At 63.9% G+C, this 22,419-nt stretch carries 21 protein-coding genes and 4 pseudogenes; 12 read left to right on the forward strand and 13 right to left on the reverse strand.

What is annotated here, in order from left to right; translation table 11 throughout:
* Positions 1–73: 73 nt before the first annotated feature.
* From AC629_RS14745 to dapE, 5 genes and pseudogenes are all read left to right on the forward strand, one after another.
* On the forward strand, positions 74–1,060 hold the full coding sequence (locus AC629_RS14745) for a DUF1036 domain-containing protein (RefSeq protein ID WP_084805463.1): 987 nt from the start codon (positions 74–76) through the stop codon (positions 1,058–1,060).
* A gap of 179 nt (positions 1,061–1,239) precedes the next feature.
* Positions 1,240–1,932, forward strand: coding sequence for a pyrimidine 5'-nucleotidase (locus AC629_RS14750; RefSeq protein WP_084805431.1), 693 nt, complete (start codon positions 1,240–1,242; stop codon positions 1,930–1,932).
* Between the two features lie 241 nt (positions 1,933–2,173).
* Positions 2,174–3,019, forward strand: a complete 846-nt coding sequence (gene dapD / locus AC629_RS14755) for a 2,3,4,5-tetrahydropyridine-2,6-dicarboxylate N-succinyltransferase (RefSeq protein WP_074124116.1) — start codon at positions 2,174–2,176, stop codon at positions 3,017–3,019.
* A 95-nt stretch (positions 3,020–3,114) separates the two neighbouring features.
* Positions 3,115–3,750 (forward strand): annotated as a pseudogene (locus AC629_RS14760) (DUF805 domain-containing protein); the annotation flags it as partial.
* Positions 3,751–3,943: 193 nt separating this feature from the next.
* A complete protein-coding gene (dapE, locus tag AC629_RS14765) occupies positions 3,944–5,110 on the forward strand; it encodes a succinyl-diaminopimelate desuccinylase (protein ID WP_084805432.1) in 1,167 nt (388 codons plus the stop codon).
* 148 nt (positions 5,111–5,258) lie between these two features.
* Here the strand turns inward: dapE and truA are convergent, their stop codons facing one another.
* The 3 genes from truA to def form a co-directional block, all read right to left on the reverse strand.
* Positions 5,259–5,996, reverse strand: a complete 738-nt coding sequence (truA, locus tag AC629_RS14770; RefSeq protein WP_084805433.1) for a tRNA pseudouridine(38-40) synthase TruA — start codon at positions 5,994–5,996, stop codon at positions 5,259–5,261.
* Positions 5,996–6,931: a methionyl-tRNA formyltransferase gene (gene fmt, locus AC629_RS14775; RefSeq protein ID WP_084805434.1), complete on the reverse strand. Its 936-nt coding sequence runs from the start codon at positions 6,929–6,931 to the stop codon at positions 5,996–5,998. Before fmt ends, truA begins: the two co-directional genes overlap by 1 nt.
* 194 nt (positions 6,932–7,125) lie before the next feature.
* Positions 7,126–7,650 carry a peptide deformylase gene (gene def / locus AC629_RS14780; protein ID WP_084805435.1) on the reverse strand — a complete coding sequence of 175 codons (525 nt, stop codon included), beginning with the start codon at positions 7,648–7,650 and terminating at the stop codon, positions 7,126–7,128.
* Positions 7,651–7,820: 170 nt separating this feature from the next.
* On the opposite strand from def, the gene AC629_RS14785 reads away from it, so the two are divergent.
* The 3 genes and pseudogenes from AC629_RS14785 (at position 7,821) to AC629_RS14795 (ending at position 10,883) form a co-directional block, all read left to right on the forward strand.
* A complete protein-coding gene (locus tag AC629_RS14785) occupies positions 7,821–9,023 on the forward strand; it encodes a DNA recombination protein RmuC (protein WP_084805436.1) in 1,203 nt (400 codons plus the stop codon).
* Between the two features lie 87 nt (positions 9,024–9,110).
* A pseudogene (locus AC629_RS14790) lies at positions 9,111–9,413 on the forward strand (GIY-YIG nuclease family protein).
* A 105-nt stretch (positions 9,414–9,518) separates the two neighbouring features.
* Entirely contained in the window at positions 9,519–10,883 is a 1,365-nt protein-coding gene (locus AC629_RS14795; protein ID WP_084805437.1) for an AmpG family muropeptide MFS transporter, read from the forward strand.
* Between the two features lie 57 nt (positions 10,884–10,940).
* Here the strand turns inward: AC629_RS14795 and AC629_RS14800 are convergent, their stop codons facing one another.
* Positions 10,941–12,734: a potassium/proton antiporter gene (locus tag AC629_RS14800; RefSeq protein WP_084805438.1), complete on the reverse strand. Its 1,794-nt coding sequence runs from the start codon at positions 12,732–12,734 to the stop codon at positions 10,941–10,943.
* 312 nt (positions 12,735–13,046) lie between these two features.
* On the opposite strand from AC629_RS14800, the gene AC629_RS14805 reads away from it, so the two are divergent.
* The gene (locus AC629_RS14805) at positions 13,047–14,363 is read left to right on the forward strand and encodes a mechanosensitive ion channel family protein (RefSeq protein ID WP_084805439.1); all 1,317 of its coding nucleotides are present in this window, start codon (positions 13,047–13,049) and stop codon (positions 14,361–14,363) included.
* Positions 14,364–14,482: 119 nt separating this feature from the next.
* A complete protein-coding gene (gene map, locus AC629_RS14810) occupies positions 14,483–15,301 on the forward strand; it encodes a type I methionyl aminopeptidase (protein ID WP_084805440.1) in 819 nt (272 codons plus the stop codon).
* Between the two features lie 96 nt (positions 15,302–15,397).
* Here map and AC629_RS14815 read toward each other — a convergent pair whose 3' ends face one another.
* Positions 15,398–16,162 carry a DsbA family protein gene (locus AC629_RS14815; protein ID WP_084805441.1) on the reverse strand — a complete coding sequence of 255 codons (765 nt, stop codon included), beginning with the start codon at positions 16,160–16,162 and terminating at the stop codon, positions 15,398–15,400.
* A 207-nt stretch (positions 16,163–16,369) separates the two neighbouring features.
* On the opposite strand from AC629_RS14815, the pseudogene AC629_RS48660 reads away from it, so the two are divergent.
* A pseudogene (locus tag AC629_RS48660) lies at positions 16,370–16,453 on the forward strand (transcriptional regulator); the annotation flags it as partial.
* A gap of 57 nt (positions 16,454–16,510) precedes the next feature.
* Here the strand turns inward: AC629_RS48660 and AC629_RS14820 are convergent.
* The 3 genes and pseudogenes from AC629_RS14820 to AC629_RS48665 form a co-directional block, all read right to left on the reverse strand.
* Positions 16,511–16,883, reverse strand: a pseudogene (locus tag AC629_RS14820) (rhodanese-like domain-containing protein).
* Between the two features lie 95 nt (positions 16,884–16,978).
* Positions 16,979–17,482 (reverse strand): DUF3455 domain-containing protein, encoded by a 504-nt coding sequence (locus AC629_RS14825; RefSeq protein ID WP_084805442.1) that lies wholly within the window; start codon positions 17,480–17,482, stop codon positions 16,979–16,981.
* Positions 17,479–17,916 (reverse strand): hypothetical protein, encoded by a 438-nt coding sequence (locus AC629_RS48665; protein ID WP_245331868.1) that lies wholly within the window; start codon positions 17,914–17,916, stop codon positions 17,479–17,481. The genes AC629_RS14825 and AC629_RS48665 overlap by 4 nt, the downstream gene beginning before the upstream one ends.
* A 274-nt stretch (positions 17,917–18,190) precedes the next feature.
* Here AC629_RS48665 and AC629_RS14835 point away from each other — a divergent pair, with 274 nt between their 5' ends.
* The gene (locus AC629_RS14835) at positions 18,191–19,048 is read left to right on the forward strand and encodes an SDR family NAD(P)-dependent oxidoreductase (RefSeq protein ID WP_084805465.1); all 858 of its coding nucleotides are present in this window, start codon (positions 18,191–18,193) and stop codon (positions 19,046–19,048) included.
* Between the two features lie 50 nt (positions 19,049–19,098).
* On the opposite strand, the gene AC629_RS49845 is transcribed toward AC629_RS14835, so the two are convergent.
* The 5 genes from AC629_RS49845 to AC629_RS49850 all read right to left on the reverse strand — a co-directional run bounded on the left by AC629_RS49845 (position 19,099) and on the right by AC629_RS49850 (position 22,417).
* Entirely contained in the window at positions 19,099–20,235 is a 1,137-nt protein-coding gene (locus AC629_RS49845; protein ID WP_283846638.1) for a helix-turn-helix transcriptional regulator, read from the reverse strand.
* A 212-nt stretch (positions 20,236–20,447) separates the two neighbouring features.
* The gene (locus AC629_RS14845; protein ID WP_084805444.1) at positions 20,448–21,068 is read right to left on the reverse strand and encodes an outer membrane protein; all 621 of its coding nucleotides are present in this window, start codon (positions 21,066–21,068) and stop codon (positions 20,448–20,450) included.
* Positions 21,049–21,225 (reverse strand): hypothetical protein, encoded by a 177-nt coding sequence (locus AC629_RS46810; RefSeq protein ID WP_168195484.1) that lies wholly within the window; start codon positions 21,223–21,225, stop codon positions 21,049–21,051. Before AC629_RS46810 ends, AC629_RS14845 begins: the two co-directional genes overlap by 20 nt.
* A gap of 371 nt (positions 21,226–21,596) precedes the next feature.
* Positions 21,597–22,226 carry an outer membrane protein gene (locus AC629_RS14850; RefSeq protein ID WP_084805445.1) on the reverse strand — a complete coding sequence of 210 codons (630 nt, stop codon included), beginning with the start codon at positions 22,224–22,226 and terminating at the stop codon, positions 21,597–21,599.
* Positions 22,223–22,417, reverse strand: coding sequence for an outer membrane protein (locus AC629_RS49850; protein WP_283846640.1), 195 nt, complete (start codon positions 22,415–22,417; stop codon positions 22,223–22,225). The genes AC629_RS14850 and AC629_RS49850 overlap by 4 nt, the downstream gene beginning before the upstream one ends.
* Positions 22,418–22,419 lie beyond the last annotated feature (2 nt).

Below are 22,419 nucleotides of genomic sequence, written 5' to 3' on the forward strand. Positions count from 1 at the left end.
TGGCCGGGACAAGCCCGGCCATGACGAGCTGAGAGCTAGGCGACCCCGCCGCTCGATCCTGACGCGCTTCCTGATGACGCTGCCGACAGCAGTCGTCTCGTTCTTCTTCTCTTCCGCCCCGGCGTTCGCCGACCTCAAGATCTGCAACCGCATGTCCTACGTCGTCGAGGCCGCGATCGGCATCGACGACAAGGCGGCGACCGCGACACGCGGCTGGTTCAGGATCGATCCCGCCACCTGCCGCGTGGTGGTGCAGGGCACGCTGACCGCCGACCGCATCCTGCTCAACGCCCGCGCGCTCGGCGTCTATGGCGCATCCCCGATTCCCCAGAACGGCAGCGACATGCTGTGCGTGGCGCAGGACAATTTCGTCATCGCCGCCGCGCGGCAGTGCCGCACCGGCCAGACCCAGGCCGCCTTCACCCAGATCACACCGACGCGGGGCGATGACGGCAATTTCGTTGCCTATCTCGCCGAGGATTCCGAATATGACGACGAGCAGGCGCGCCTCGCCGGCATCCAGCGGCTCCTGGTGATCGCAGGCTATGACGCCGCGCCGATCGACGGCGTCGACGGGCCGAAGACGCAAGGAGCGCTGGCTGCCTTCCTGAAGAGCCGCGGGCTGCCGTCCGATATCGTCTCCTCGCCGAATTTCTTCAAGACCATGGTCGATGCCGTGCAGACGCCTTCGGCATCCGGCCTGACCTGGTGCAACGACACGACGCACAAGGTGATGGCGGCGATCGCCACCGACGACGGCAAGTCGGTGACGAGCCGCGGCTGGTATCGCATCGATCCCAAGACGTGCCTGCATCCTGATGTGACCGGCCAGCCGAAGCAGATTTTCAGCTTCGCCGAGGCCGTAGATAGCGACAACCGCACCGTCAAGCTGAAGGACAAGCCGCTGAACTGGGGCGGCGACAAGCAGCTCTGCACACGCGAGACCAAGTTCGAGACCAACCAGCAGGCCGATTGCGGAGCGCGCGGATTCGCCGCCACGGGCTTTGGCGCGGTGGACATGTCGAGTGGCGGCAAGACGCTGCGCTTTGCGATACCGTGATGTGATCATGGTGGCGCAACACTTACGGATGTCGTCCTTGCGAACGCAGGGACCCATAGCCACAGGATGTGGTTGTGGCACGAGATGGCGGTTATCAATCTTCGTCAAACCACTCCCTGTGGTTATGGGTCCCGGATCTGCGCTGCGCTTGTCCGGGACGACGAGCTGAGAGAGCTATAATGAACCCACCCCGCACCTTCGCCCATGTCGACACCTGGGTATTCGACCTCGACAACACGCTCTATCCGCATCACGTCAATCTGTGGCAGCAGGTCGATGCGCGGATCGGGGAGTTCGTGTGCAACTGGCTGAAGGTCAGCCCGGAGGAAGCGCGCAAGGTCCAGAAGGACTATTACCTCCGCTTCGGCACCACCATGCGCGGCATGATGACTTTGCATGGCGTGCGCGCCGATGACTACCTCGCCTATGTGCACAAGATCGATCATTCGCCGCTGGAGCCGAATCCGGCGCTCGGCGAAGCCATTGCAAAACTGTCGGGCCGGAAGCTGATCCTGACCAACGGCTCGGTCGACCATGTCGATGCCGTGCTGGCGCGGCTCGGCCTCGCCACGCACTTCGACGGCGTGTTCGACATTATCGCCGCCGGGTTCGAGCCGAAGCCGGCACCGCAGACCTATCGGAAATTCCTCTCCGACCATGCGGTCGACCCGGCACGCGCCGCCATGTTCGAGGACCTCGCCCGCAACCTCGCCGTCCCGCACGAGCTCGGCATGACCACGGTGCTGGTGGTGCCGGATGGGACGAAGGAAGTGGTGCGCGAGGACTGGGAGCTGGAGGGCCGGGATGCGGCCCATGTCGACCATGTCACCGATGATCTGGCGGGGTTTTTGGGCAGGCTGTCGCGCAATTAGCCGCTGTCGTCCCGGGCAAGCGTCAGCGCAGACCCGGGACCCATAACCACAGGATCTGGTTGTAGCGCGAGACTGGCAACTCCGAGTCTTCGCCAAACCGCTGCCTGTGGTTGGGTCCCGGATCGGCGCTCACTTCGTTCGCTTGTCCGGGACGACGACCGAGTATGCCTTGACTCCTCCCCTCCAAATCCCGAAAAAGCGCCCCAATCCATCAAAATTCCGTCCCGAAGAGGAAATCCCGATGTCCCTCCAAGCCCTCGAATCCACCATCAACAGCGCCTTCGACGCGCGCGACGGCGTCTCGACCTCGACCAAGGGCGAGGTGCGCGAGGCCGTGGATCAGGCGCTGGAGATTCTGGACAAGGGCGAGGCGCGCGTTGCCGAGCGCGGGAGCGACGGCAAGTGGAAGGTCAATCAGTGGCTGAAGAAGGCCGTGCTGCTGTCCTTCCGCCTCAACGACATGGGCGTCATTCCCGGCGGTCCGGGCAAGGCGACCTGGTGGGACAAGGTGCCCTCGAAGTTCGAAGGCTGGGGCGAGAACCGTTTTCGCGACGCCGGATTCCGCGCCGTGCCGGGCTCGGTGGTGCGCCGCTCGGCCTTCATTGCCAAGAACGTCGTGCTGATGCCGTCCTTCGTCAATCTCGGCGCCTATGTCGATGAGAGCACGATGGTCGACACCTGGGCGACCGTCGGCTCCTGCGCGCAGATCGGCAAGCGCGTGCACATTTCCGGCGGCGCCGGCATCGGCGGCGTGCTCGAGCCGCTGCAGGCCGAGCCTGTGATCGTCGAGGACGACTGCTTCATCGGCGCCCGCTCGGAGGTTGCCGAGGGCGTGATCGTGCGCAAGGGCGCGGTGCTGGCGATGGGCGTGTTCCTGGGCGCCTCCACCAAGATCGTCGACCGCGAGACTGGCGAGATCTTCATCGGCGAAGTGCCGGAATATTCGGTGGTGGTGCCCGGCGCCCTGCCCGGCAAGCCCATGAAGAACGGCCAGATGGGCCCGAGCACGGCCTGCGCCGTGATCGTCAAGCGCGTCGACGAACGCACGCGGTCCAAGACCAGCATCAACGAACTGCTGCGGGATTGAGACTCTCTCCTACCCTCTCCCCGTTCTTACGGGGCCGCGACGAGCTTCGCTCGCGCTGAGAGGGTTGGGGTGAGGGGCATCTCTCCACGGACGAGATGGCCGCGAGACCTGTACCCCCTCACCCGGATTGCACCGGACGATGCTTCGCATCGCCGAGGCAATCCGACCTCTCCCCTCAAGCGGGGCGAGGTGACAAGTGGCGCCAGCCCGCCTTATCGAACCCACCCTCCTTCCATCGAGACCAACATCCGGGCTGCTTGACTGCCCGGAGCCCCTCGCATGGACTGGATCTGGTATCTCTTCCGCTTCGACGGCCGCATCAACCGCGCTTTGTTGTGGCAGGCGCTGCTGATCGTCGCGCTGTTGACGGCCGTGCAGGAGATCATCGTTCAGGTCATCGGAGTTCTCGAAGGGCCACATCCATCTCCCCCAAGATCCTGCTCAACTTCGACTTCGGCCTCGACGACCTCTTCAAGGTGGTTGACCTCCGGGGCTATCGCCTGCTGCCGACCGCCGACCTCCCGACCCTGATCCTGAAATTGTTCGGCACGTCGCTGTTCTTCTGGATCTACCTTGCGACCGCAATCAAGCGGCTGCACGATCGCGACAGGAGCGGCTGGTGGATCGTCCCCTTCTTCTTCGTCCCCCGGCTGCTGTTTTATTTCTGGGACTTGCTGCCTGACTCCAGCTGGTTCGTTCCGTTCGACTGGGCCATCCACGCGCTGTGCCTGTGGGGCCTCGTCGAAATGTTCTGCCTGCGCGGCAGCGTGGGTGACAACCGGTTCGGGCCGGCCCCCTCGCCGAAATCGAGGAACGTCTCGCATCCACCTCGTCTCCTGCGAAAAGCTGGGACCAGCAGGCAGAGCTGGAAATTGTCCCGCCAAACGCTAGCCCACCCGGCGGCATGCGTGTTAATCGGGGCTCATGTCCGATGCCCTCTCGATTGCCCGCGATCTCATCCGCTGCCCCTCGGTAACCCCGGCCGATGCCGGTGCGCTCGGGGTGCTCGAAAACGCCCTAACCGCAGCCGGCTTCACCTGCCACCGCCTAACGTTCTCCGAAGCCGGCACCGCCGACGTCGACAATCTCTACGCGCGGATCGGCGCTGAAGGGCCGCACATCAGCTTTGCCGGCCACACCGACGTGGTGCCGCCCGGTGACGAGAGCGCCTGGAGCGTGGGCGCGTTCTCGGGAGAGGTGAAGGACGGCTTTCTGCACGGTCGCGGCGCTGTCGACATGAAGGGCGGCATCGCTTGCTCGGTTGCCGCGGTGCTCGAGCATCTCGCCGCGCATGGCGGCAAGCCGCGCACTGACGGCAGGGGCTCGATCTCCTTCCTGATCACTGGCGACGAGGAAGACGTCTCCATCAACGGCACGATCAAGCTGCTGAAATGGGCCGCCGAGCGCGGCGAGAAGTTCGATCATTGCGTGCTTGGCGAGCCCTCGAATGTCGAGACGCTCGGCGACACCATCAAGGTCGGCCGCCGCGGCTCGCAATCCGGCACGCTCTATGTCGACGGCGTGCAGGGGCATGTGGCCTATCCGCACCGCGCGGCCAACCCGGTGCCGGATATCTCGCGCCTGATCGTGGCGATCTCCGACGAGCCGCTCGACCATGGCAGTGCGCAGTTCCAGGCCTCCAATCTCGAATTCACCTCGGTCGACGTCGGCAACACCGCCAGCAACGTCATCCCCGGCCAGGCCCGCGCAAAGTTCAACATCCGCTATAACGACAACCACACCCAGGCGAGCCTGCGCGAGCTGGTCGAGTCGCGCCTGGCAAAAGCCTGCGGCAACCGCATCCGCGCCCGCATCGTCTGGGAGCCGTCGAACTCAAACGTGTTCGTCACCAAGCCCGGCCCGTTCACCGATCTCGCAGTCTCGGCGATCGAGGCAGTGACGGGCCGCAAGCCGGAGCTGTCAACGTCAGGCGGCACCTCGGATGCGCGCTTCATCTCCAGCTACTGCCCGGTGATCGAGTTCGGCCTGGTTGGCCAGACCATGCATCAGGTCGACGAGCGCGTGCCGGTGGTGGATTTGGAGAAGCTGACGAAGGTGTATCGCGGGATACTGACAAGGTATTTCGGGTGACTTCTCCCCCTCCCCGTTCTTACGGGGAGAGGGTTGGGGTGAGGGGCTGCATCCGCAAATACGGTGCGAGTCGGACTCGTGGAGAGTCCCCCTCACCCGCCGCGCTCCGCGCGTCGGCCTCTCCCCGCAAGCGGGGAGAGGCAAAGAGTCAATAATCCACCTTCACCAGATACAGCCCCTCCGGCGGGGCGACGACGCCGCAGGCGGCGCGGTTGCGCGCTTTGAGCGCTGCGGAGAGATCGTCCGCAGTCCAGCGGCCTTCGCCGACCCAGACCAGCGAGCCGACCATCGAGCGGACCTGGCTGTGCAGGAACGAACGCGCCGAGGTGACAATGGTGATCTCACGCCCGTCGCGCAGCACGTCGAGCTGATCGAGCGTCTTTTCCGGAGACTTGGCCTGGCATTCGGTATCACGGAACGTCGTGAAATCGTGCTTGCCGAGCAGGCGCTGCGCGGCCGCGTGCATTGCATCGCTGTCGAGCCGGCGCGGCACGCGCCAGGCGTGGCCGACGTCGAGCGCGAGATTGGCGCGGGTGTTGACGATGCGATAGCGGTAGTGGCGCTTGATCGCCGAGAAGCGGGCCTCGAAGGTGTCAGGGACGATCTCCGCCTCCAGCACAGCGATCGGATGCGGGCGCAGATGCGCGTTGAGGCCGTCGCGAAAACGATCGGCGCGAAATTCCTTCGCGATATCGACATGCGCCACCTGGCCCCGCGCATGCACGCCGGCATCGGTGCGGCCGGCTCCGTGCACCCGCGCATCGGTGCCGGTCATGGCCTTCACCGCCGCCTCCAGCGCACCCTGCACGGAAGGCAGCGTCTCCTGCACCTGCCAGCCGTAGAACGGCGCGCCGTCATATTCGATGGTGAGCTTGTAGCGGGGCATCAGGCAAGCCGCATCGGCGGCTCAACCTTCACGCCGCGCAGGAAGTCCGAAGCCTGCATCCGCGCCTTGCCCTCGCGCTGCAGCTCGAGGATGCGGATCGCGCCCTCGCCGCAGGCGATGGTGAGCTGGTCGTCAAGCACCTCGCCCGGGGCACCCGAGCCCTTTGCAAGCTCGCAGCGCAGGATCTTTACGCGCGCGTTCTCGCTGACCCCAGTGAGCTCGGCCCACGCGCCGGGGAACGGCGACAGGCCGTGGATGTGGCGCAGTACGTCGCGCGCAGGCTTCGTCCAGTCGATCCGCGCCTCGGCCTTGTCGATCTTGGCGGCATAGGTGACGCCGTCTTCGCTCTGCTTTTTGAGCTGGAGCCCGCCGCGGGCGAGCGCGGCCATCGCGCGCACCATCAGATCGGCGCCGAGCCGGGACAGGCGATCGTGCAGATCGACCGCGGTCATGTTGTCCGTGATCGCGAGACGCTCGGCCATGGCGACGTCGCCGGTGTCGAGGCCGACATCCATCTTCATCACCATCACGCCGCTCTCGGCATCGCCCGCCATGATCGCGCGATTGATGGGCGCCGCGCCGCGCCAGCGCGGCAGCAGCGAAGCGTGCAGATTGTAGCAGCCGAGTTTTGGCGCATCGAGGATCGCCTGCGGCAGGATCATGCCGTAGGCGACGACGACGGCAGCATCCGCATCAAAGGCGCGAAACTCGTCGAGCGCCTCCGGCGTCTTCAGCGTCTTCGGCGTCAGCACGGGAACGCCGAGTTTTCGCGCGGCTTCCTCGACCGGGGTCGGCTGCAACTGCAGGCCGCGCCGCCCGCCGGGCTTCGGCGCGCGGGTATAGACTGCCGCGATCTCGTGGCCGTGCGCGACGAGCTCGAGCAGCGTCGGCACGGAGAAATCGGGCGTGCCCATGAAGATCAGGCGGAGGGGCATGACAAGGACTCGGTGTGTTCCCTCCCCCCTTGCGGGGGAGGGCTAGGGAGGGGGGGTGCCACACGACGCGCATTCTCGGCGTGAGCGCGGACTAGTTCTTCGCCCCGGTTAAACCATCTCCTGGGCTACCCCCCTTCCCTGCCCGCCCCCGCAAGGGGGGAGGGAGTACAGGGAGTACGGAGCAGCACTAAAACTCACTCCGCGCGCTTGGCGGCTTTCTCGAACTTCTTCATCACGCGGTCGCGCTTGAGCTTCGACAGATAGTCAACGAACAGCACGCCATTGAGATGGTCGATCTCGTGCTGGATGCAGGTGGCGTAGAGGCCTTCGGCGTCCTCCTCGTGCACCTTGCCGTCGAGATCGGTGAACCGAACGCGGACCTTCGCCGGCCGCTCGACCTCCTCGTAATATTCGGGGATCGAGAGGCAGCCTTCTTCGTAAACCGACAGCTCCTCGGACGAGGCGATGATCTCGGGATTGATGAAGACACGCGGCTCCGGATTGGTCTCGCCGTTCTCGTCGCGCTTGGCGAGATCCATGGTGATGAGCCGCAAGGGCTGCGCGACCTGGATCGCCGCGAGCCCGATGCCGGGCGCGTCGTACATGGTCTCGAACATGTCGTCGGCAAGCTTGCGGATCTCGGCCGTGACCTTCTCGATCGGCTTGGAGACCAGACGCAACTGCCTGTCGGGCAGGATGATGATTTCTCGTAGGGCCATGGCGGCGATTTAAGCCGCATGCCGGATGCGGTCAATGCGGCCGGGAACTCGTTAACGGTCCGATAACCATAAAACTTTAGGCTTTGTTAACCATGAAAATTAGGGGGCCGTTAACTATAAACGTTCCCTCTTCGTTCGCACATTCCGGCGAATCGGCTAGAAGGAGCGGCATGAACGAGATCATTTTCCTGGCTGGCGACTGGCCGGTGCGCACGATCGATGCACTGATCGGCTTCGGCGTCCTGGTCCTCATCCTGCTGGTTGTGATTGCCGTGGTGATCGCGCGCTCGGGGCGGCGCGGCGCGGAACTCGCCATGGCACACGCGATCCGGGCCGACGAACTTGAGGAGCGCCTGAGCCAGGTGCTGCGCGCCCAGAGCGAGGCCTCGGGCCGGGTCGATGCCATGACCCAGGCGCTGGCCGGCCGCCAGGCCGAGATGGCGCGCGCCGTCAACGAGCGGCTGGATTCGGTGACCCATCGCGTCGGCCAGTCCATGGAGCACTCGACCCGCAACACCATGGAGAGCCTGCGCGCGCTGCACGAGCGGCTCGGCATCATCGACAGCGCGCACAAGAACCTCACCGACCTCACCACGCAGGTGACCACCCTGCGCGACGTGCTCGCCAACAAGCAGTCGCGCGGCGCCTTCGGCCAGGCGCGGATGGAAGCGATCGTCCAGGACGGTCTCCCAAAAGGCGCCTACGAGTTCCAGTTCACGCTCTCCACGGGAAAGCGGCCCGACTGCGTCGTGTTCCTGCCCGATCAGCGGCCACTCTGCATCGACGCGAAATTTCCGCTGGAGGCGATGACCGCGCTGCACGACGCCCGCAGCGACGAGGAGCGGCGGATTGCCACGCAGCGGCTGCGCGGCGACGTGATGAAGCATGTCAGCGACATCGCGGAAAAATATCTCGTCACCGGCGAGACCCAGGAGATGGCGCTGATGTTCGTGCCGTCGGAATCGGTTTACGCCGAGATCCATGACGGTTTCGACGACGTGATCCAGAAGGCCTACCGCGCCCGCGTCGTGCTGGTGTCGCCCTCGTTGCTGATGCTCGCGATCCAGGTGATGCAGCAGATCATGAAGGACGCGCGCATGCGCGACGCCGCCGACCAGATCCGCACCGAGGTGATCAAGCTCGGCGACGACCTCGGCCGCCTGCGCGACCGCGTGCTGAAGCTGCAGAAGCACTTTGCCGACGTGAACGAGGACGTCCGGCAAGTGCTGATCTCCGCCGACAAGATCGAGAAGCGTGCGGGCCGGATCGAGGAACTCGATTTCAGCAAGACTGATGCGCCGGCGGAGGGCCCGCGCCTCGTGGCGTCAAGCGCGCCCGAGCTGTTTCCAAGGAAGCTCCAGGCGGGGGAGTGATTCTCTTCTTAGATCCGGTACGCTGCCGCCCCAATTTCGCTGTCGTCGCCCGGCTTGACCGGGCGCCCAGTATCCCAGAGGCGGCAGATGGGCGCGCGCCATTACTACGTCTACATTCTCGCCAGCAAGATCGGTGGAACGCTGTACATCGGCGTGACGAAACGATCTCATCCGCCGCGTGGCTGAGCACAATTGCAGTTAGTGGAGCGCTTCACGAAGGAATACGGCGTCATGAAGCTGGTCTATTTCGAGCAATTCGATGATCCAGAGAATGCGATCAAACGGGAGAAGCGCCTGAAAAAATGGAAGCGCGCTTGGAAGATTGCACTGATCGAGAAGGACAATCCGGACTGGAACGATCTCTATTCTGGGATAGCAGGTCCCCCATAACTCCGGCCTCTGGAATACTGGGTCGCCCGGTCAAGCCGAGCGACGACACCTCCTTTATGGCCGGCAGGAACGACACCTCCCCCCAGAATCTGCTAACACCTCCCCATGACCGCACCCGACGCGACTTCCCCCGCCGGCTCTGACGCCCCTGCGACCTCCTGGCGCGACAGCCTGGCTGTTTACCTGCAACCCCGGGTGCTGATCGTGCTGTTCCTCGGCTTCTCGTCCGGGCTGCCACTGGCGCTGTCGGGCTCGACGCTCCTGGTGTGGATGCGCGAGGCTGGCGTCGATCTCGGCACGATCGGGCTGTTTGCGCTGGTCGGCACGCCCTACACGCTGAAATTCCTCTGGGCGCCGCTGGTGGATGCACTGCATGTACCGCTGTTCACGCGCGCGTTCGGGCGGCGGCGCGGCTGGCTGGTGTTCTCGCAGCTGCTGCTGATCATCGCGATCCTGCTGCTGGCGATGACCGATCCCGCGCGCTCGCCGTTCTACGTCGCGCTTGGCGCGTTGCTGGTGGCGACGACATCGTCGACGCAGGACATCGTGGTCGACGCCTTCCGCGTCGAGAGCCTGGCCGAGAGCGAGCAGGCCGCCGGCATGGCGGCCTATGTGGCAGCCTATCGCATCGGCATGCTGGTCTCGACCGCAGGCGCATTGTTCATCGTCTCGGGCTTCGAAAGTACCGGCATTCCGAAGCCGTCCGCCTGGATGTGGGGCTATGTTGTGATGGCGGCGATGGTGCTGATCGGGACGATCACGACGCTGGTCGCGACGGAGCCCGAGCAATCGGTGCGGGCTGAAGCCGCGACACAGACGGAGACGGCGTTCGCGCGCGTGCTGCACGCCGCGATCGGCGCCTTCTCGGAATTTCTGTCGCGAAAGGACGCGCTCGCCGCGCTCGCCTTCGTCGTGCTGTTCAAGTTCACCGACGCTTTCTCCGGCACGATGACCGCACCGTTCGTGATCGACCTCGGCTTTTCCCGCAACGACTACGCCGCGATCGTGAAGGGCGTGGGCCTGGCGGCGACGCTCATCGGCGGCTTTGCCGGCGGCTTCCTTGCGCGGCGCTACTCGCTTGCGACCAGCCTCTGGATCGGGGGCGTGGTGCAGGCGCTCGCCAATCTCTCCTTTTCCTGGCTGGCCTTCGTCGGCACCAGCCAATGGGCGCTCGCCTTCGCCATTACCTGTGAGAACTTCACCAGCGCCATCGGCACCGTGATCTTCGTCGCCTATCTCTCGGCGCTGTGCCAGAACCCGCTGCACACGGCGACGCAATACGCGCTGCTCACCGCGCTCGCCGCCGTGGGGCGGACCTATCTCTCATCCGTTGCGGGTTTTGTCGCCAAGGCGACCGGCTGGCCGCTGTTCTTCATGATCTGCGTGCTGGTGGCCATCCCCAGCCTGATGCTGCTGACGTGGCTGCAGAAGCGCGGGCACTTCGAGACGCTGGGGCCGGTGCGGGTTTAGGCCGAACGAGCCTGTGGCTAGTTCCGTCCTGTTGGCCTTGCCAGGACGCCGGAAGGATTAAACCCCCGCCACCGACGTCCACAAATCTGCGAGCCTGCGGCGCAGCGCTTGCCTCCGGGTCAGCGGGACGGGCGTCTCGTCCTCTTCCGGCAGACGGAGACCGACGACGTTGACGCGGCCACCGGAGATCGAGCGCGCGACGAGCACGATCGTGTCAAGCGCGAGCTCAGCGCCCTCTTTCGGTGCGCGGTCGAGATGGATGTCGAAATAGTCGGCGAGGGTCAGCTTGCTCTCATCCTCACCGACCTTCACGCCGTAGATCTCGGCGAGCTCGGCAAGCGTGTGCTCACCGGAGACCATGAAGTCGCCGAGCAGGTGCGGATCCGGCGCCGAGCTCGGCTGCATGTCGACGAAGAAGCGGTCAAGTGACTCGGCCTTTTCCGGCGGCGCCAGCAGATAGATGTAGTCGCCGGGCGCGATCGGATCGGCTTCGGTGGGCGTCAGGATGTTCTCGTTGCGGATCACCAGTGTCGGCTTGGACCAGGATGGAATCAGGCCGCGGCGGAAATACAGGCTCTTGGGCCGCACCGAGTAGCCGACGAGCTGCTGCTCGAGCTGGCCGGGGAGATCGAGCTCGACGCGGCGCGGGCCGCGCTCGGTGCGCGGCAGCGCCACATGCAGCTTGCGCGCGGCCGGTGCCAGCGTCCAGCCTTGCAGCAAGAGCGAGATGATGACGACGACGAAGGCGACGTCGAAATAGAGATAGGCCTTCGACAGGCCGACCAGCATCGGGATCGACGCCAGGAAGATCGCGACCGCGCCGCGCAGGCCCGTCCAGGCGATGAAGATCTTCTCGCGCCAGTTGAAACGGAACGGCGCCAGGCACACGAACACCGCGAGCGGCCGCGCGACCAGCATCAGCACGAGCGAGATGGCGACCGCCGGCAACACGCTAGAGACGAGCCGGCTCGGCGAAACCAGGAGGCCGAGCAGCACGAACATCACGATCTGCGCCAGCCAGGTCGCGGCATCGAGGAAGGTCACCACCGAATTATGCGCGCGCGTCGGCCGGTTGCCGATGATGATGCCGGCGAGATAGACCGCGAGGAAGCCGGACGCGTGCATGATCTGCGAACCGCCGAAGATCACGAGCGCGCCGGTGGTCACGAACGGCGCATGCAGGCCCTGCGGCAGCGCCACCTGGTTGAGCGCGAGGACGACGAGACGTCCCCCGATCACGCCGACGACGGCACCCAGCACCGCCTCCTGAACGAACTCCATCAGAACATGACCGGGCGTGCTCGAGCCCAGCGAGATGTATTCAACCAGCATGAGCGTGAGGAAGATCGCGAAGGGATCGTTGGTGCCGGACTCCGCCTCCAGCGTCGCGCCGACACGCGGGCGCAGACGCAGGCCCTGGGTGTGAACCAGCAGGAACACGGCCGCCGCATCGGTGGAGGCCACCACGGCGCCGACCAGCAGCGACTCCGCCCAGTTGAGGTCCAGCGCAAATTTCGCGAATGGCGCCGTGACCAGCGCGGTGAGGAGCACGCCGGCGGTCGCGAGCACGAGGGAGGGCGCGAGCACGGTGCGGATGCTGGCAAAGCGCGTCTTCAGGCCGCCGTCGAACAGGATCAGGGCCAGCGCCACCGAGCCGACCAGATAGGTCGTGCCGACGTCGCTGAACTGGAGCTGCCCGGGGCCGGAATCGCCGGCGAGCATGCCAATGAGAAGGAAGACGAGCAGCAGGGGTGCGCCGAAGCGCAGCGCAAGCAGGCTCGACAGGATACCGGCCATCACCAGGACGGCGCCGAGCAATATGGCGAGGCTGAAAGAGTCGAGGGAAGCCATACGGTGCTGCGGGTTACTCCAGGTGATCGACGAGAATCAGGTTCAGGGGCCCACGGGCCGGGCCCCCTCATCCCGCTTGCGGGAGGTGAGGTGTGCCGCAACCAACGGACTTGCCCATCTCGAAATCATGTGCTCATGCATCCTTATCGTCGCCACAGCGGCGCGCCAACCCATTTTCTCTCACTCGCGGCAATCTGCCCGTATTTTGCCGCCTTAACGCGCATCACATGCCGGTGTATCGATGGCCGGGCCGGCCCCTTTGTGGAATTCTGCGGCTCCCTTGAATCAAGCCTTCCCGACGAGACTTCCCCGATGGACATGGACCTCAAGGACTTCATGGAGTTCGTGCAGACCACCGCGCGCAGCGTCGGGGCGGAGCTCTCCTCACCCTGGTTCTACCTGCAATTCGGCCTGATCCTGGCCGCGATCGGCATCGCCTATGCCGCGGAGGCCGGCATCCGCAGCCGCATCGACATGACCTCGCTGGCGATGCGCTTGCCGCTGCCGCTCCGGCACTTCGCGCGGGTGATGGTCTCCAGCGCCTCGACGGCGGTGTTCACCCTGCTCGTGATCATCGACCGCGTGGTGATGTCCCACATGACCTGGCCGAGCCGCAGCTATCTGCTGATGGTCGCCGCCAAGCTGGGGCTTGCCTGGCTCGCGATCCGGCTGGTGACCTCGGTGCTGAACAACGCCTTCATCGTCAGGGTGGTGTCGATCTCGGCATGGTTCGTCGCGGCCCTTTCCATCATCGGCCAGCTCGACGCGGCGGTCGACCTGCTCGATTCCTTCGCCATCGTGCTCGGCGGCTTGCGGCTCACGCCGCTGCTGGTGATCAAGGCCGGCGCCCTGCTGATCATCGCGCTGTGGCTCACCAACATCGCCAGCAATTTCATCGAAGGCCGGATCAACAGCGCGACCGACCTGACACCATCAATCCAGGTGCTGCTGATCAAGATGATCCGCATGGGCCTGCTGGCTGTCGCGGTCGTAATCGCGCTCAGTGCGGTCGGCATCAACCTGTCGGCGCTCGCGGTGTTCTCCGGCGCGGTCGGCGTCGGTATCGGTATCGGCCTGCAGAAGATCGTGGCCAACTTCATCTCCGGCATCATCCTGCTGGCCGACAAATCGGTGAAGCCTGGTGACCTCGTCACCATCGGCGACAATACCGGGCGGATCAGCGCGATGAAGACGCGCTATATTTCGGTCGCCGCCGGCGACGGCCGCGAGTTCCTGGTGCCTAACGAGGATCTGGTGACGCAGAAGGTCGTCAACTGGACCTATACCGACAAGAACACGCTAGTGAAGATCGCCTTCGGCACCAATTATGACGCCGACCCGCGGCTGGTCTGCAAGCTCGCCGCCGAGACCGCCGCCGCCCATCCCCGCGCGCAGAAGGGCAAGCCGCCGAACAGCATCCTGACGGAGTTCGGGGAGACCGGGATGAAGTTCTCGCTGACCTTCTGGATCGCGGACCCCGACGGCATGGACCGGGTCAAGAGCGACGTCATGCTGGCGCTGTGGGACGCCTTCAAGCAGGAGGGCATCCGGGTTCCCTACCCGGTCCGCGAAATCCGCATCCGCGGCGGCGCCCTGCCCGTGGAAACCGTCGTGGAAGTCCCGAATTAGGCCCGCTTTCGGGCGCAAGGCAGACAGGCTTGGCTTGCATGAAGGCCCGCGATCATTAGATTAGGACACGAAATCAAGCTGTTCCGCTGACCATCGAGCCCGTAAAAGACCTGACACGCATGAGCTACGTCGAAGCCTCCGATACCTCCCTGCGCAAGACCGGCCAGATCAAGCTGCATGGGCCGAGCGCCTTTGCCGGCATGCGCAAGGCTGGAGCGCTGGTGGCGAAGTGCCTCGACGAGCTCACCGACATCGTCCAGGCGGGCGTGCCGACCTCGCGCATCGACGAGTTCGTCCGCGAGTTCGCTTTCAGCCATGGCGCCTTTCCGGCGACGCTGATGTACCGCGGCTATCGCTATTCGACCTGCACCTCGCTCAACCACGTGGTCTGCCACGGCATGCCCGGCGACCGCCCGCTCAAGGAAGGTGACATCGTCAACATCGACGTCACCTTCATCGTCGACGGCTGGTATGGCGATTCCAGCCGGATGTACGCGATCCAGCCGGTCGCACGGAAGGCCGAGCGGCTGATCGAGGTGACGTATGAGGCGATGATGCGCGGCATCGCCGCCGTGAAGCCGGGTGCCACCACCGGCGACATCGGCCACGCCATCCAGAGCTTCGTCGAGCCGCAAGGCATGAGCGTGGTGCGCGATTTCTGCGGCCACGGCCTGGGGCGCATGTTCCACGACGAGCCGAACATCATCCATATCGGCCGGCCCGGCGAAGGCGTGCAGCTCAAGCCCGGCATGTTCTTCACCATCGAGCCGATGATCAATCTCGGCAAGCCGCATGTGAAGATCCTCTCCGACGGCTGGACCGCGGTGACGCGGGACCGCTCGCTGTCGGCGCAGTTCGAGCACTCGGTCGGCGTGACCGCCACGGGTGTCGAGATCTTCACGCTGTCGGAGCGGCACCGCGAGAAGCAGATCGGCTGATTGCCGCCACAACGTCCCTCGCATCATCACGACGTTTATCGCCGACGGCGGAACGCTGCTCTCACTGATCTGAGGCCTCGCAATGATGGCGTGGGGCTAGCAGGCTGCCTTTCCGCAACGGGCCTCTGAGATCTTCTTGGCGAGCCCGGCCGCGCCGACAGCGCCGACGACAACGTCCTTGCCGATCACGTAGCTTGGCGTGCCATTTAGACCCATTTCCTCGGCGAGCTTGAAGTTTTCGTCGAGCGTGGCGTTGATCTCGGGACTGGCGAGGTCCTTTTCCAGCTTGGCCATGTCCAGACCGGCTTCCTTGGCCGCGGCCATGGCCCGTGCCTTGTCGACCTGTCCGCGACCGCTCAGAAGCTTCTGATGGAAGTCGAGATACTTCTTGCCGGTCGAGTCCTGCATACGGACTGCAACCGCGACCTGTGCGGCCTCTACCGAGCCCGGTCCAAGCACCGGGAATTCCTTCAGCGCGACGCGCAGCTTCGAATCCGACTTCATCAGCGACAGCATGTCGGCCATCGCGTGTTTGCAGTAGGGGCAATTGTAGTCGAAGAACTCGACGAGATTCACATCGCCGTCACGGTTGCCGATCACGACGCCGCGCGGTGAGTTGAAGATCACGTCCGCATTCTTTTGGACGGCCACGCGATGCTTTTCGGCTTCTGCGGCAGCCTGACGCTTCTGCAATTCCGCGGACATTTCCTCGAGCAGTTCGGGATTGGCGACCAGGTAATCCCTGATGATCTTCTGAATCTCGCTCTTCTGCGCATCGTTGAACGACTGCGCGTGGGAGACGGCAGGAAGACCCAGCACCAGCACTAAGGCGAGGGGAGCAAGAGAGCGGAGCGAGACCATGGATATTCCTTCGGATTGTGTGAGTTGGTGCAACGCGGGGATCAATTTTATATCGGCTTCGAATTGACAATGTCGTCGGCCTTCACCCAGCCGGGTGTGCCGATCGCAAACCTTGTCTTCGCGCGCGAGGCGAGATCACGCGCAGTCTTCCGGTCTCCACGCAGAAAGGCTGCCTGCGCCGTTCCGATCGCCGGTCCCATGCACGTCCAGGACGTCGCCAAGAAGCTACGTGCCTCGCGCGATGCGCAGGCGATCTATTCGGTGCTGGCGCTGCCGCCGGCGAGCGCGGCTGAAGTCGCTCGCTTTCCGGTCCCAATCTCGCAAGATATGCGGGGTCGGGATCGTGCGTTAGTCAGTGGGACCTCCGCCGTCGCTCCAATCCTTGAACGCTCCCAGGTTGAATACCTTCGGGTATCCCATTTCTTTCAACGTCTTGCCGGCGAGCGCGGACCGCCCCCCCGGATGCGCAATAAACGATCACCGTCTTATCTTTGCTGAACTGTTTGTCGTGGTAGGGGCTGTCGGGATCGGCGCGGAACTCCAGCATACCTCGAGATACGTTCACGGCCCCTGCTATCTTTCCGCTTTTTTCGACTTCAGGAGCGTCGCGGACGTCGACAATCAATGTGTCGCCTTTCGCGAGCAGTTCGCGGGCCTCGGCCGGTGTGATTCTCGGTACTGCGGCGTTTGCCAGTTCCATTAGCTGCTTAATGTTCGTCATCTCAGTTTCGTCCGTTGAATCGATTTCAGGAGGTCATCGACAGGGCGTGGTGTGACTTGACCTGCCTTGCCGTGAAGTGAGGAAGCATACGCCGACTAGCGGGCTTTCGTATAGAACAGATAGTCTGCCGCGTAGGGTGCACTTCGCAAGTCGCCCGCCACCTCGCATGAGCCCTGCATCATCCCGCCTTTGGTGTTGATGCGTTGAATCGTTGTCGTTCCCGCGAGCAGCCCGGTGTCGCCCTGTGGGGTAGCGACAAGCTTGAGCCAAGGGATGTCGTTCGGCGTTGCGCCGGGCGCCCGGCCGGCAACTTTCCCGGAGACAGAGCTGCCGTCGTCCAGCTGCCACCTCGGGCCCGCGAAATGGCGACCAACGGTTTTGCCGTTGATGATGAGCGCGGCGATCGGCTCGCGAAACTGCCAGACGAGCTTGCCTGGCGCATCTTCCTTGCACTCATAGAGCTGAGCGCCTTCGGCATGTACCGTCGCGACCAGCGCTTCACCGACGGCCGCGATCTCGGCCGGTACTTCGACAGCGATAGCGGGCGCTGACAGCACTCCGATGCCAACCAGCCAGACAATGTGCAATAGTGGTTTCATGGAAGCCTTCCTTTGAAGATTATCGACGCGATTACATTCCCGATAGTTTCCGCGCGGCGGCTGGCGATCAGGCGGGCGACAACTGCATTGCTGATCACCTCGATGCCAATTCGCCAGCCGCCGCGCGGGCGCCGCTCGAGGGGACTAAGTTCGAGCGGCGTGAGTGGATTGCAATTTATCGGCATTAGCGGTGCGCTGGCCGCGCGCGTGACGAGCTCGCGAGCTTTCGCAAGCGCATCCTCGACCAAGATCGCAATCTCGATCGAGGAGAAGATTCCGTGGTCGACCAGTGCCATCATGGCGTCGGCCTCGGTGCGTGTCGCATCCAGCCGCACCAGCTCGGTAGCCATTTGTGCCATGCGCGCCGGGTTCTGCCACAACAGCGCGCCGTCGATGAGGGGAAAGGGCGCGCATTTGCCGACTTGATCTCTCATTCAACAAGCTCTCCGGATTAATCGGCCGAACATCGTGACGTGCTACGAGTCAGCCATCGCGCGACCATGTCATTCCGGAACGTCGGGCGCGTCCTGCGATCGGGGGATAGCAATCAAGTTTCGGCGCATGTAAACGGCGGTGCCGTTCGCTGCCACTCTCGAAGTGTTTATCGCAGATCTGCGCGGAGCCACTTGAACGAATCCGCGAAGACCGCATGTTGCGCACGCTCGGCGGATAAACCGAAAACGAGGGTAATCTATGCAGTCTCAGAATTTGCGATCGGTCGTCATCACCGGAACGTCGACTGGGATCGGCTGGAGTGCTGCGAAGATCCTGCTCGATCGCGGCTTTCGCGTGTTCGGCAGCGTCCGTAAGGCAGAGGATGCCGCGCGTCTGAAGGGCGAATTCGGAGCGAACTTCGTGCCGCTGATGTTCGACGTCACCGACGAGGCGGCGGTTCTCGCCGCTGCGGCGGAGGTAAGGGCCGCACTCGGCGGTGAGACATTGGCCGGGCTGGTCAACAATGCGGGGACCGTCGTCGCGGGCCCCACACTCGAGGTGTCCCTGGACGATTATCGCCGGCAGATGGAAATCAACGCGATCGGGCCTATCAGCGTGACGCGCGCGTTCGCGCCGCTGCTCGGTGCCGCTGCCGGGCTGAAGGGGCCGCCCGGGCGCATCGTGATGATCAGCTCGGTGTCCGGCGTCATTGGTAGCCCATTCGTCGCTCCCTACTGCATGTCGAAACAGGCGCTGGAAGGCTTCTCCGAGAGCCTGCGTCGCGAACTCCTGCAGTATCGCATCGACGTGATCGTCATCGGCCCCGCCGCGGTCAAGACGCCGATCTGGGCCAAGGCGCAGGAGATCGATGTGTCGCCGTTCGCGAACTCGCCGTACTTCCCGGCGCTGCTGTGGATGCGCGCCATGATGCTGGTCGTCGCCAAGAGCGGCTTGCCGGTGGAGCGGATCGGCGAACTGATCCACAAGGCCTTGACCGTGCCGCGCCCGAAAGTCCGCTATGCGCCCTCCAACGAGTCGTTTCGGTTGTTCATGATGCAGATCCTGCCAAAACGGCTGATCGACCGTTTCGTTGCCGGGCAACTCGGGCTGTTACCGGAGTTGGCGGACTGAGGGGGGTGGACGGCGAAGCCGCCCCTCTCCGGCGTCGGTCGCCAGGATTCCTAGCCGGCCAGCATCGTCGAAAAACCTGCAACGACCTTGACGAGATCGGCCTGGCGGCTGACGCCCATCTTTTCAAACAAGCGGCTGAGGTGTGTCTTGACCGTCGATTCAGCGACGCCGAGCGCCGCCGCGACCTGCGGCACGCCGCCAACCTCGACAATGGCCAGCAGCACACGCAGCTCGGTGGGCGTCAAATTATACGTCTTGGCAATGATTCCCGGAGGCGAACGCATCTCCAGTTCGGCCTTGCGCACGAACAGAGCCGCAGTCGCGGTATGGGCGACGCCGGCGGCGCGACGGGCGCCGACCGTGAGCGGGAGCAGATGCGCGACATACCGCATCCCGTCGTTCGCCATCAGCGTCAAACCGATGCCCTGCGCGCCAACCTCGTCATCGCCATCCCGCGCGGCGTAGAACAGTTTCTGCAAGATCTGGTCAAGCGCCGCATCGCGCGCAACGAGTCGGCCGCCGGCGACGTACAGGAAATCGTCCATCGCAAGCATGGCGTGGCCGGCAGCGTTGGCATGAACGAGGCGCCCGTTCGCGTCAGCGAGATAAATGCCGGCACTAAGGCCGTCGAGCGTATCGGCGAGGTTGGCCGCCTCCGCCGACTTCAGATCGATGATCCGGCTGACGAGCACGGCACGGCGGATATGCGGCGCGATAAGGCGCATGCGTCGGCGCGCGGCATCATCGGCAATGCCGTCGCGTTCGTGGCGAAACACCCCGAACAAGGCAAGGCTGGTCGCGGACTTGTCGAGCGTCGTGGAGATGAAATCGACCAGCCGCTGGGGCTCCACCCATTCCTGGTAGAACCGGGTTGCCCGAAACTCATCGTACGGCATCAGATCCGAGAGTGCGATCGGCTGATCGATGTCGGCAAAGAAATGGCCGATCGTGACCGGATCCATTTTGGCATATGTGTCGAGATACGTTTGCCGGTAATGATCAGGAATGCCGCCGCTCTCGTAGAGGACGTTTCCGCTCATGTTGACGGCGTCCTTTGAAACCAGCGTCGCGGACAGCCCGCCCACAAACCGTCCGGCCTTGCCGACGACATCGGGCCACAGCGCAGAATCCAGCGCCGCATCGTAGATGTCGCCGATCAGGCGAGAGAGATGTTCAAGTTCGCTCAAGGATGGCCGCACCCCCGGCAGGGCGGACGCCCCCCCATGGTGCAATTCGTACTGACGGATCGACATATGGGCAATGAAAATCGATGTTGGCTGACGAGGGTGCAGCGCAAAAATGCACGAGCAGCTTCCGCCCGCATTTGAGGCCGAAGCCAGTAACGCACGGGCGGAGGGGCCGCCCTGAGGACGGCCCCTGAACCACTATTTGGCGGCTGTTATTGCCCGAACTTGTAGTTGATGCGAAGGCGCGCGACGTCTGTCGTCAACTGGTTGTGGACGACGCAGCCGGTTGCGGGAATAAAGGGGCCGCAAAGACTGTTACCTTTGGAATTTACGAGATTCGCGTCGCGGTCCTGATATATCGTATGGAGGAACTCGGCACCAATCGTCCAGTTCGGGTTCAGGGCGTACTCAACGCCGGCTCCGATCACGCCACCCCAGAGAACGCCGCTCTGGTTGGCGGTAATTCCATTGGGAAGACCAAAATTGGGATCTCCAGTTAAATTGCGGAATCCGATTCCGGTCTGCTTGACGTCAGCCCAGGCGGCACCGCCCGTTACGTAAACCAATGCGTTGTTGACCACCAGACCGGCGCGGGCCCGGATCGTTCCGCTGATATCCGCCTGGTTGCCGACCCTAATAGCCTCGGGTTCACCGCCACCAATGACGGAGTCCTTGAAGGAGCTGTTGCCGTTCACGTCCGCTTCGATGCCGACCAGGCCGGCGCCAAGCTGGTAATTGTAGCCGATCTGGGCGCCGCCGGTGAAAAAGCCGCGCGTGGGAGTCGCCGAGTTGCAAAAGAAGCAGGTGGTGTCGTCAAATTGGGACGAAGCCATGCCCCCCGCCGATGCTGCCGCCGATGTAGAAGCCCGTCCAGCTATAGACCGACGCCAGCGGCGCAGCTTTTGTGAAGCTTGGAGCGAGGTCTGCCGCCGAGCTTGCGACTGTGGTGGCCAACAAGAGCGCAGCTGCGGCGGTGAAGGTTGTTCTCATTCGAAATCTCCTGAGGGATGAAGCCAAGTCGTTGTTTGGACCTTCCGGGAAGGGTTCGGGTCGTTCCGGACAATCGCGCCCCCAATCCTCGAAGGAGTCGCGACGTTCGCGTCACGGTTGTTGGTATTCGCCGTGAAACGAAATGGCGTCATCCGTTCGGGGGAAGTGGCTCACTGTGCGAGGAAGTGTTGCAAAAATGCTCTCCCGCTAAGACACGCATCGCCAAATCTCCGCTGGTGCGGGGGAAACCTGCAACGACCTTGACGAGGTGCAGCGCACGAGTGCGCGAGCAGCTTCCTAAAAAGATCGAGCCGGCGGCAAGGCCGGCGCGACGGCGTGTTGTGTTGGGAGCTTACGGCGCTTGCCGGCGATCAGCCGCCAAGCTTGTAGTTCAAGCCCGCCCTGTAGATGTGGAAACGGTTCTCGAAAGAGACTTTCTCGAAAAATCTCGCTCCATTGACGAATGCATCGCCTGCGTCGATGTAAAGATACTCCGCCTTGGCCGACCAGTTGCCGCCCAGCATGGTTTCGATGCCGCCGCCCAGCGTCCATCCCGTCGCGGTTTTCGAACTCTCGACAGGGACAGAGCTCCGAGAAAAATCATCGAAACTCGAGAATGTATTCTTCACGTTCACGAAAGCCGCACCGCCGGTGACGTACAGGAGCGAGGGACCAGTGGTGTAGCCGAGCCGTCCGCGGATCGTGCCATACCAGTCCGCCTTGACTTCCAAAGCATCGCCCTGATCGTTCCACTGTTGAACGGTGCGCTCGATGCCCAGGTGGCCGAAGTCGGCTTCGAGGCCGGCCACCCAAGATGGCGACGCCTGCCAGTTGAAGCCGGCTTGCACGCCGCCGGTCGCGCCGAGGTGGGCAATATCGAGCTCGCCCACCACAACATCCGGACCAGGTAGGTTGGGTGAAAATGCGTTCACTTGCGAAAGGCTGGCGCCCGCGTTGACGCCGACATACCAGCCGGTCCAGTTGGCGCCGCGCGAGTTCAGCCCTGAAGCGAGTGCGGGTGTACAGCACGCTGTGCCGACGGCACCGGCCGATAGTTCACGCCCACCCTGTAGACGTGGAAGCGATTGTCGAAGATCGCGGTCCCCTTGTTAAAGTCGGCACCGCTGACGGACGCATCGCCTGCGTCGATGTAAAGATACTCCGCCTTGGCCGACCAGTTGCCGCCCAGCATGG

Source organism: Bradyrhizobium sp. NAS80.1 (genome assembly GCF_001908205.1).
Taxonomy (GTDB): domain Bacteria; phylum Pseudomonadota; class Alphaproteobacteria; order Rhizobiales; family Xanthobacteraceae; genus Bradyrhizobium.

Bases quoted from the DNA above. Each gene is read 5' to 3' on its own strand.
- AC629_RS14745 (WP_084805463.1), top strand. From the start codon at position 74: ATGACGCTGCCGACAGCAGTCGTCTCGTTCTTCTTCTCTTCCGCCCCG.
- AC629_RS14750 (WP_084805431.1), top strand. From the start codon at position 1,240: ATGAACCCACCCCGCACCTTCGCCCATGTCGACACCTGGGTATTCGAC.
- dapD (WP_074124116.1), top strand. From the start codon at position 2,174: ATGTCCCTCCAAGCCCTCGAATCCACCATCAACAGCGCCTTCGACGCG.
- dapE (WP_084805432.1), top strand. From the start codon at position 3,944: ATGTCCGATGCCCTCTCGATTGCCCGCGATCTCATCCGCTGCCCCTCG.
- truA (WP_084805433.1), bottom strand. From the start codon at position 5,996: ATGCCCCGCTACAAGCTCACCATCGAATATGACGGCGCGCCGTTCTAC.
- fmt (WP_084805434.1), bottom strand. From the start codon at position 6,931: ATGCCCCTCCGCCTGATCTTCATGGGCACGCCCGATTTCTCCGTGCCG.
- def (WP_084805435.1), bottom strand. From the start codon at position 7,650: ATGGCCCTACGAGAAATCATCATCCTGCCCGACAGGCAGTTGCGTCTG.
- AC629_RS14785 (WP_084805436.1), top strand. From the start codon at position 7,821: ATGAACGAGATCATTTTCCTGGCTGGCGACTGGCCGGTGCGCACGATC.
- AC629_RS14795 (WP_084805437.1), top strand. From the start codon at position 9,519: ATGACCGCACCCGACGCGACTTCCCCCGCCGGCTCTGACGCCCCTGCG.
- AC629_RS14800 (WP_084805438.1), bottom strand. From the start codon at position 12,734: ATGGCTTCCCTCGACTCTTTCAGCCTCGCCATATTGCTCGGCGCCGTC.
- AC629_RS14805 (WP_084805439.1), top strand. From the start codon at position 13,047: ATGGACATGGACCTCAAGGACTTCATGGAGTTCGTGCAGACCACCGCG.
- map (WP_084805440.1), top strand. From the start codon at position 14,483: ATGAGCTACGTCGAAGCCTCCGATACCTCCCTGCGCAAGACCGGCCAG.
- AC629_RS14815 (WP_084805441.1), bottom strand. From the start codon at position 16,162: ATGGTCTCGCTCCGCTCTCTTGCTCCCCTCGCCTTAGTGCTGGTGCTG.
- AC629_RS14825 (WP_084805442.1), bottom strand. From the start codon at position 17,482: ATGAAACCACTATTGCACATTGTCTGGCTGGTTGGCATCGGAGTGCTG.
- AC629_RS48665 (WP_245331868.1), bottom strand. From the start codon at position 17,916: ATGAGAGATCAAGTCGGCAAATGCGCGCCCTTTCCCCTCATCGACGGC.
- AC629_RS14845 (WP_084805444.1), bottom strand. From the start codon at position 21,068: ATGGCTTCGTCCCAATTTGACGACACCACCTGCTTCTTTTGCAACTCG.
- AC629_RS46810 (WP_168195484.1), bottom strand. From the start codon at position 21,225: ATGAGAACAACCTTCACCGCCGCAGCTGCGCTCTTGTTGGCCACCACA.
- AC629_RS49850 (WP_283846640.1), bottom strand. From the start codon at position 22,417: ATGCTGGGCGGCAACTGGTCGGCCAAGGCGGAGTATCTTTACATCGAC.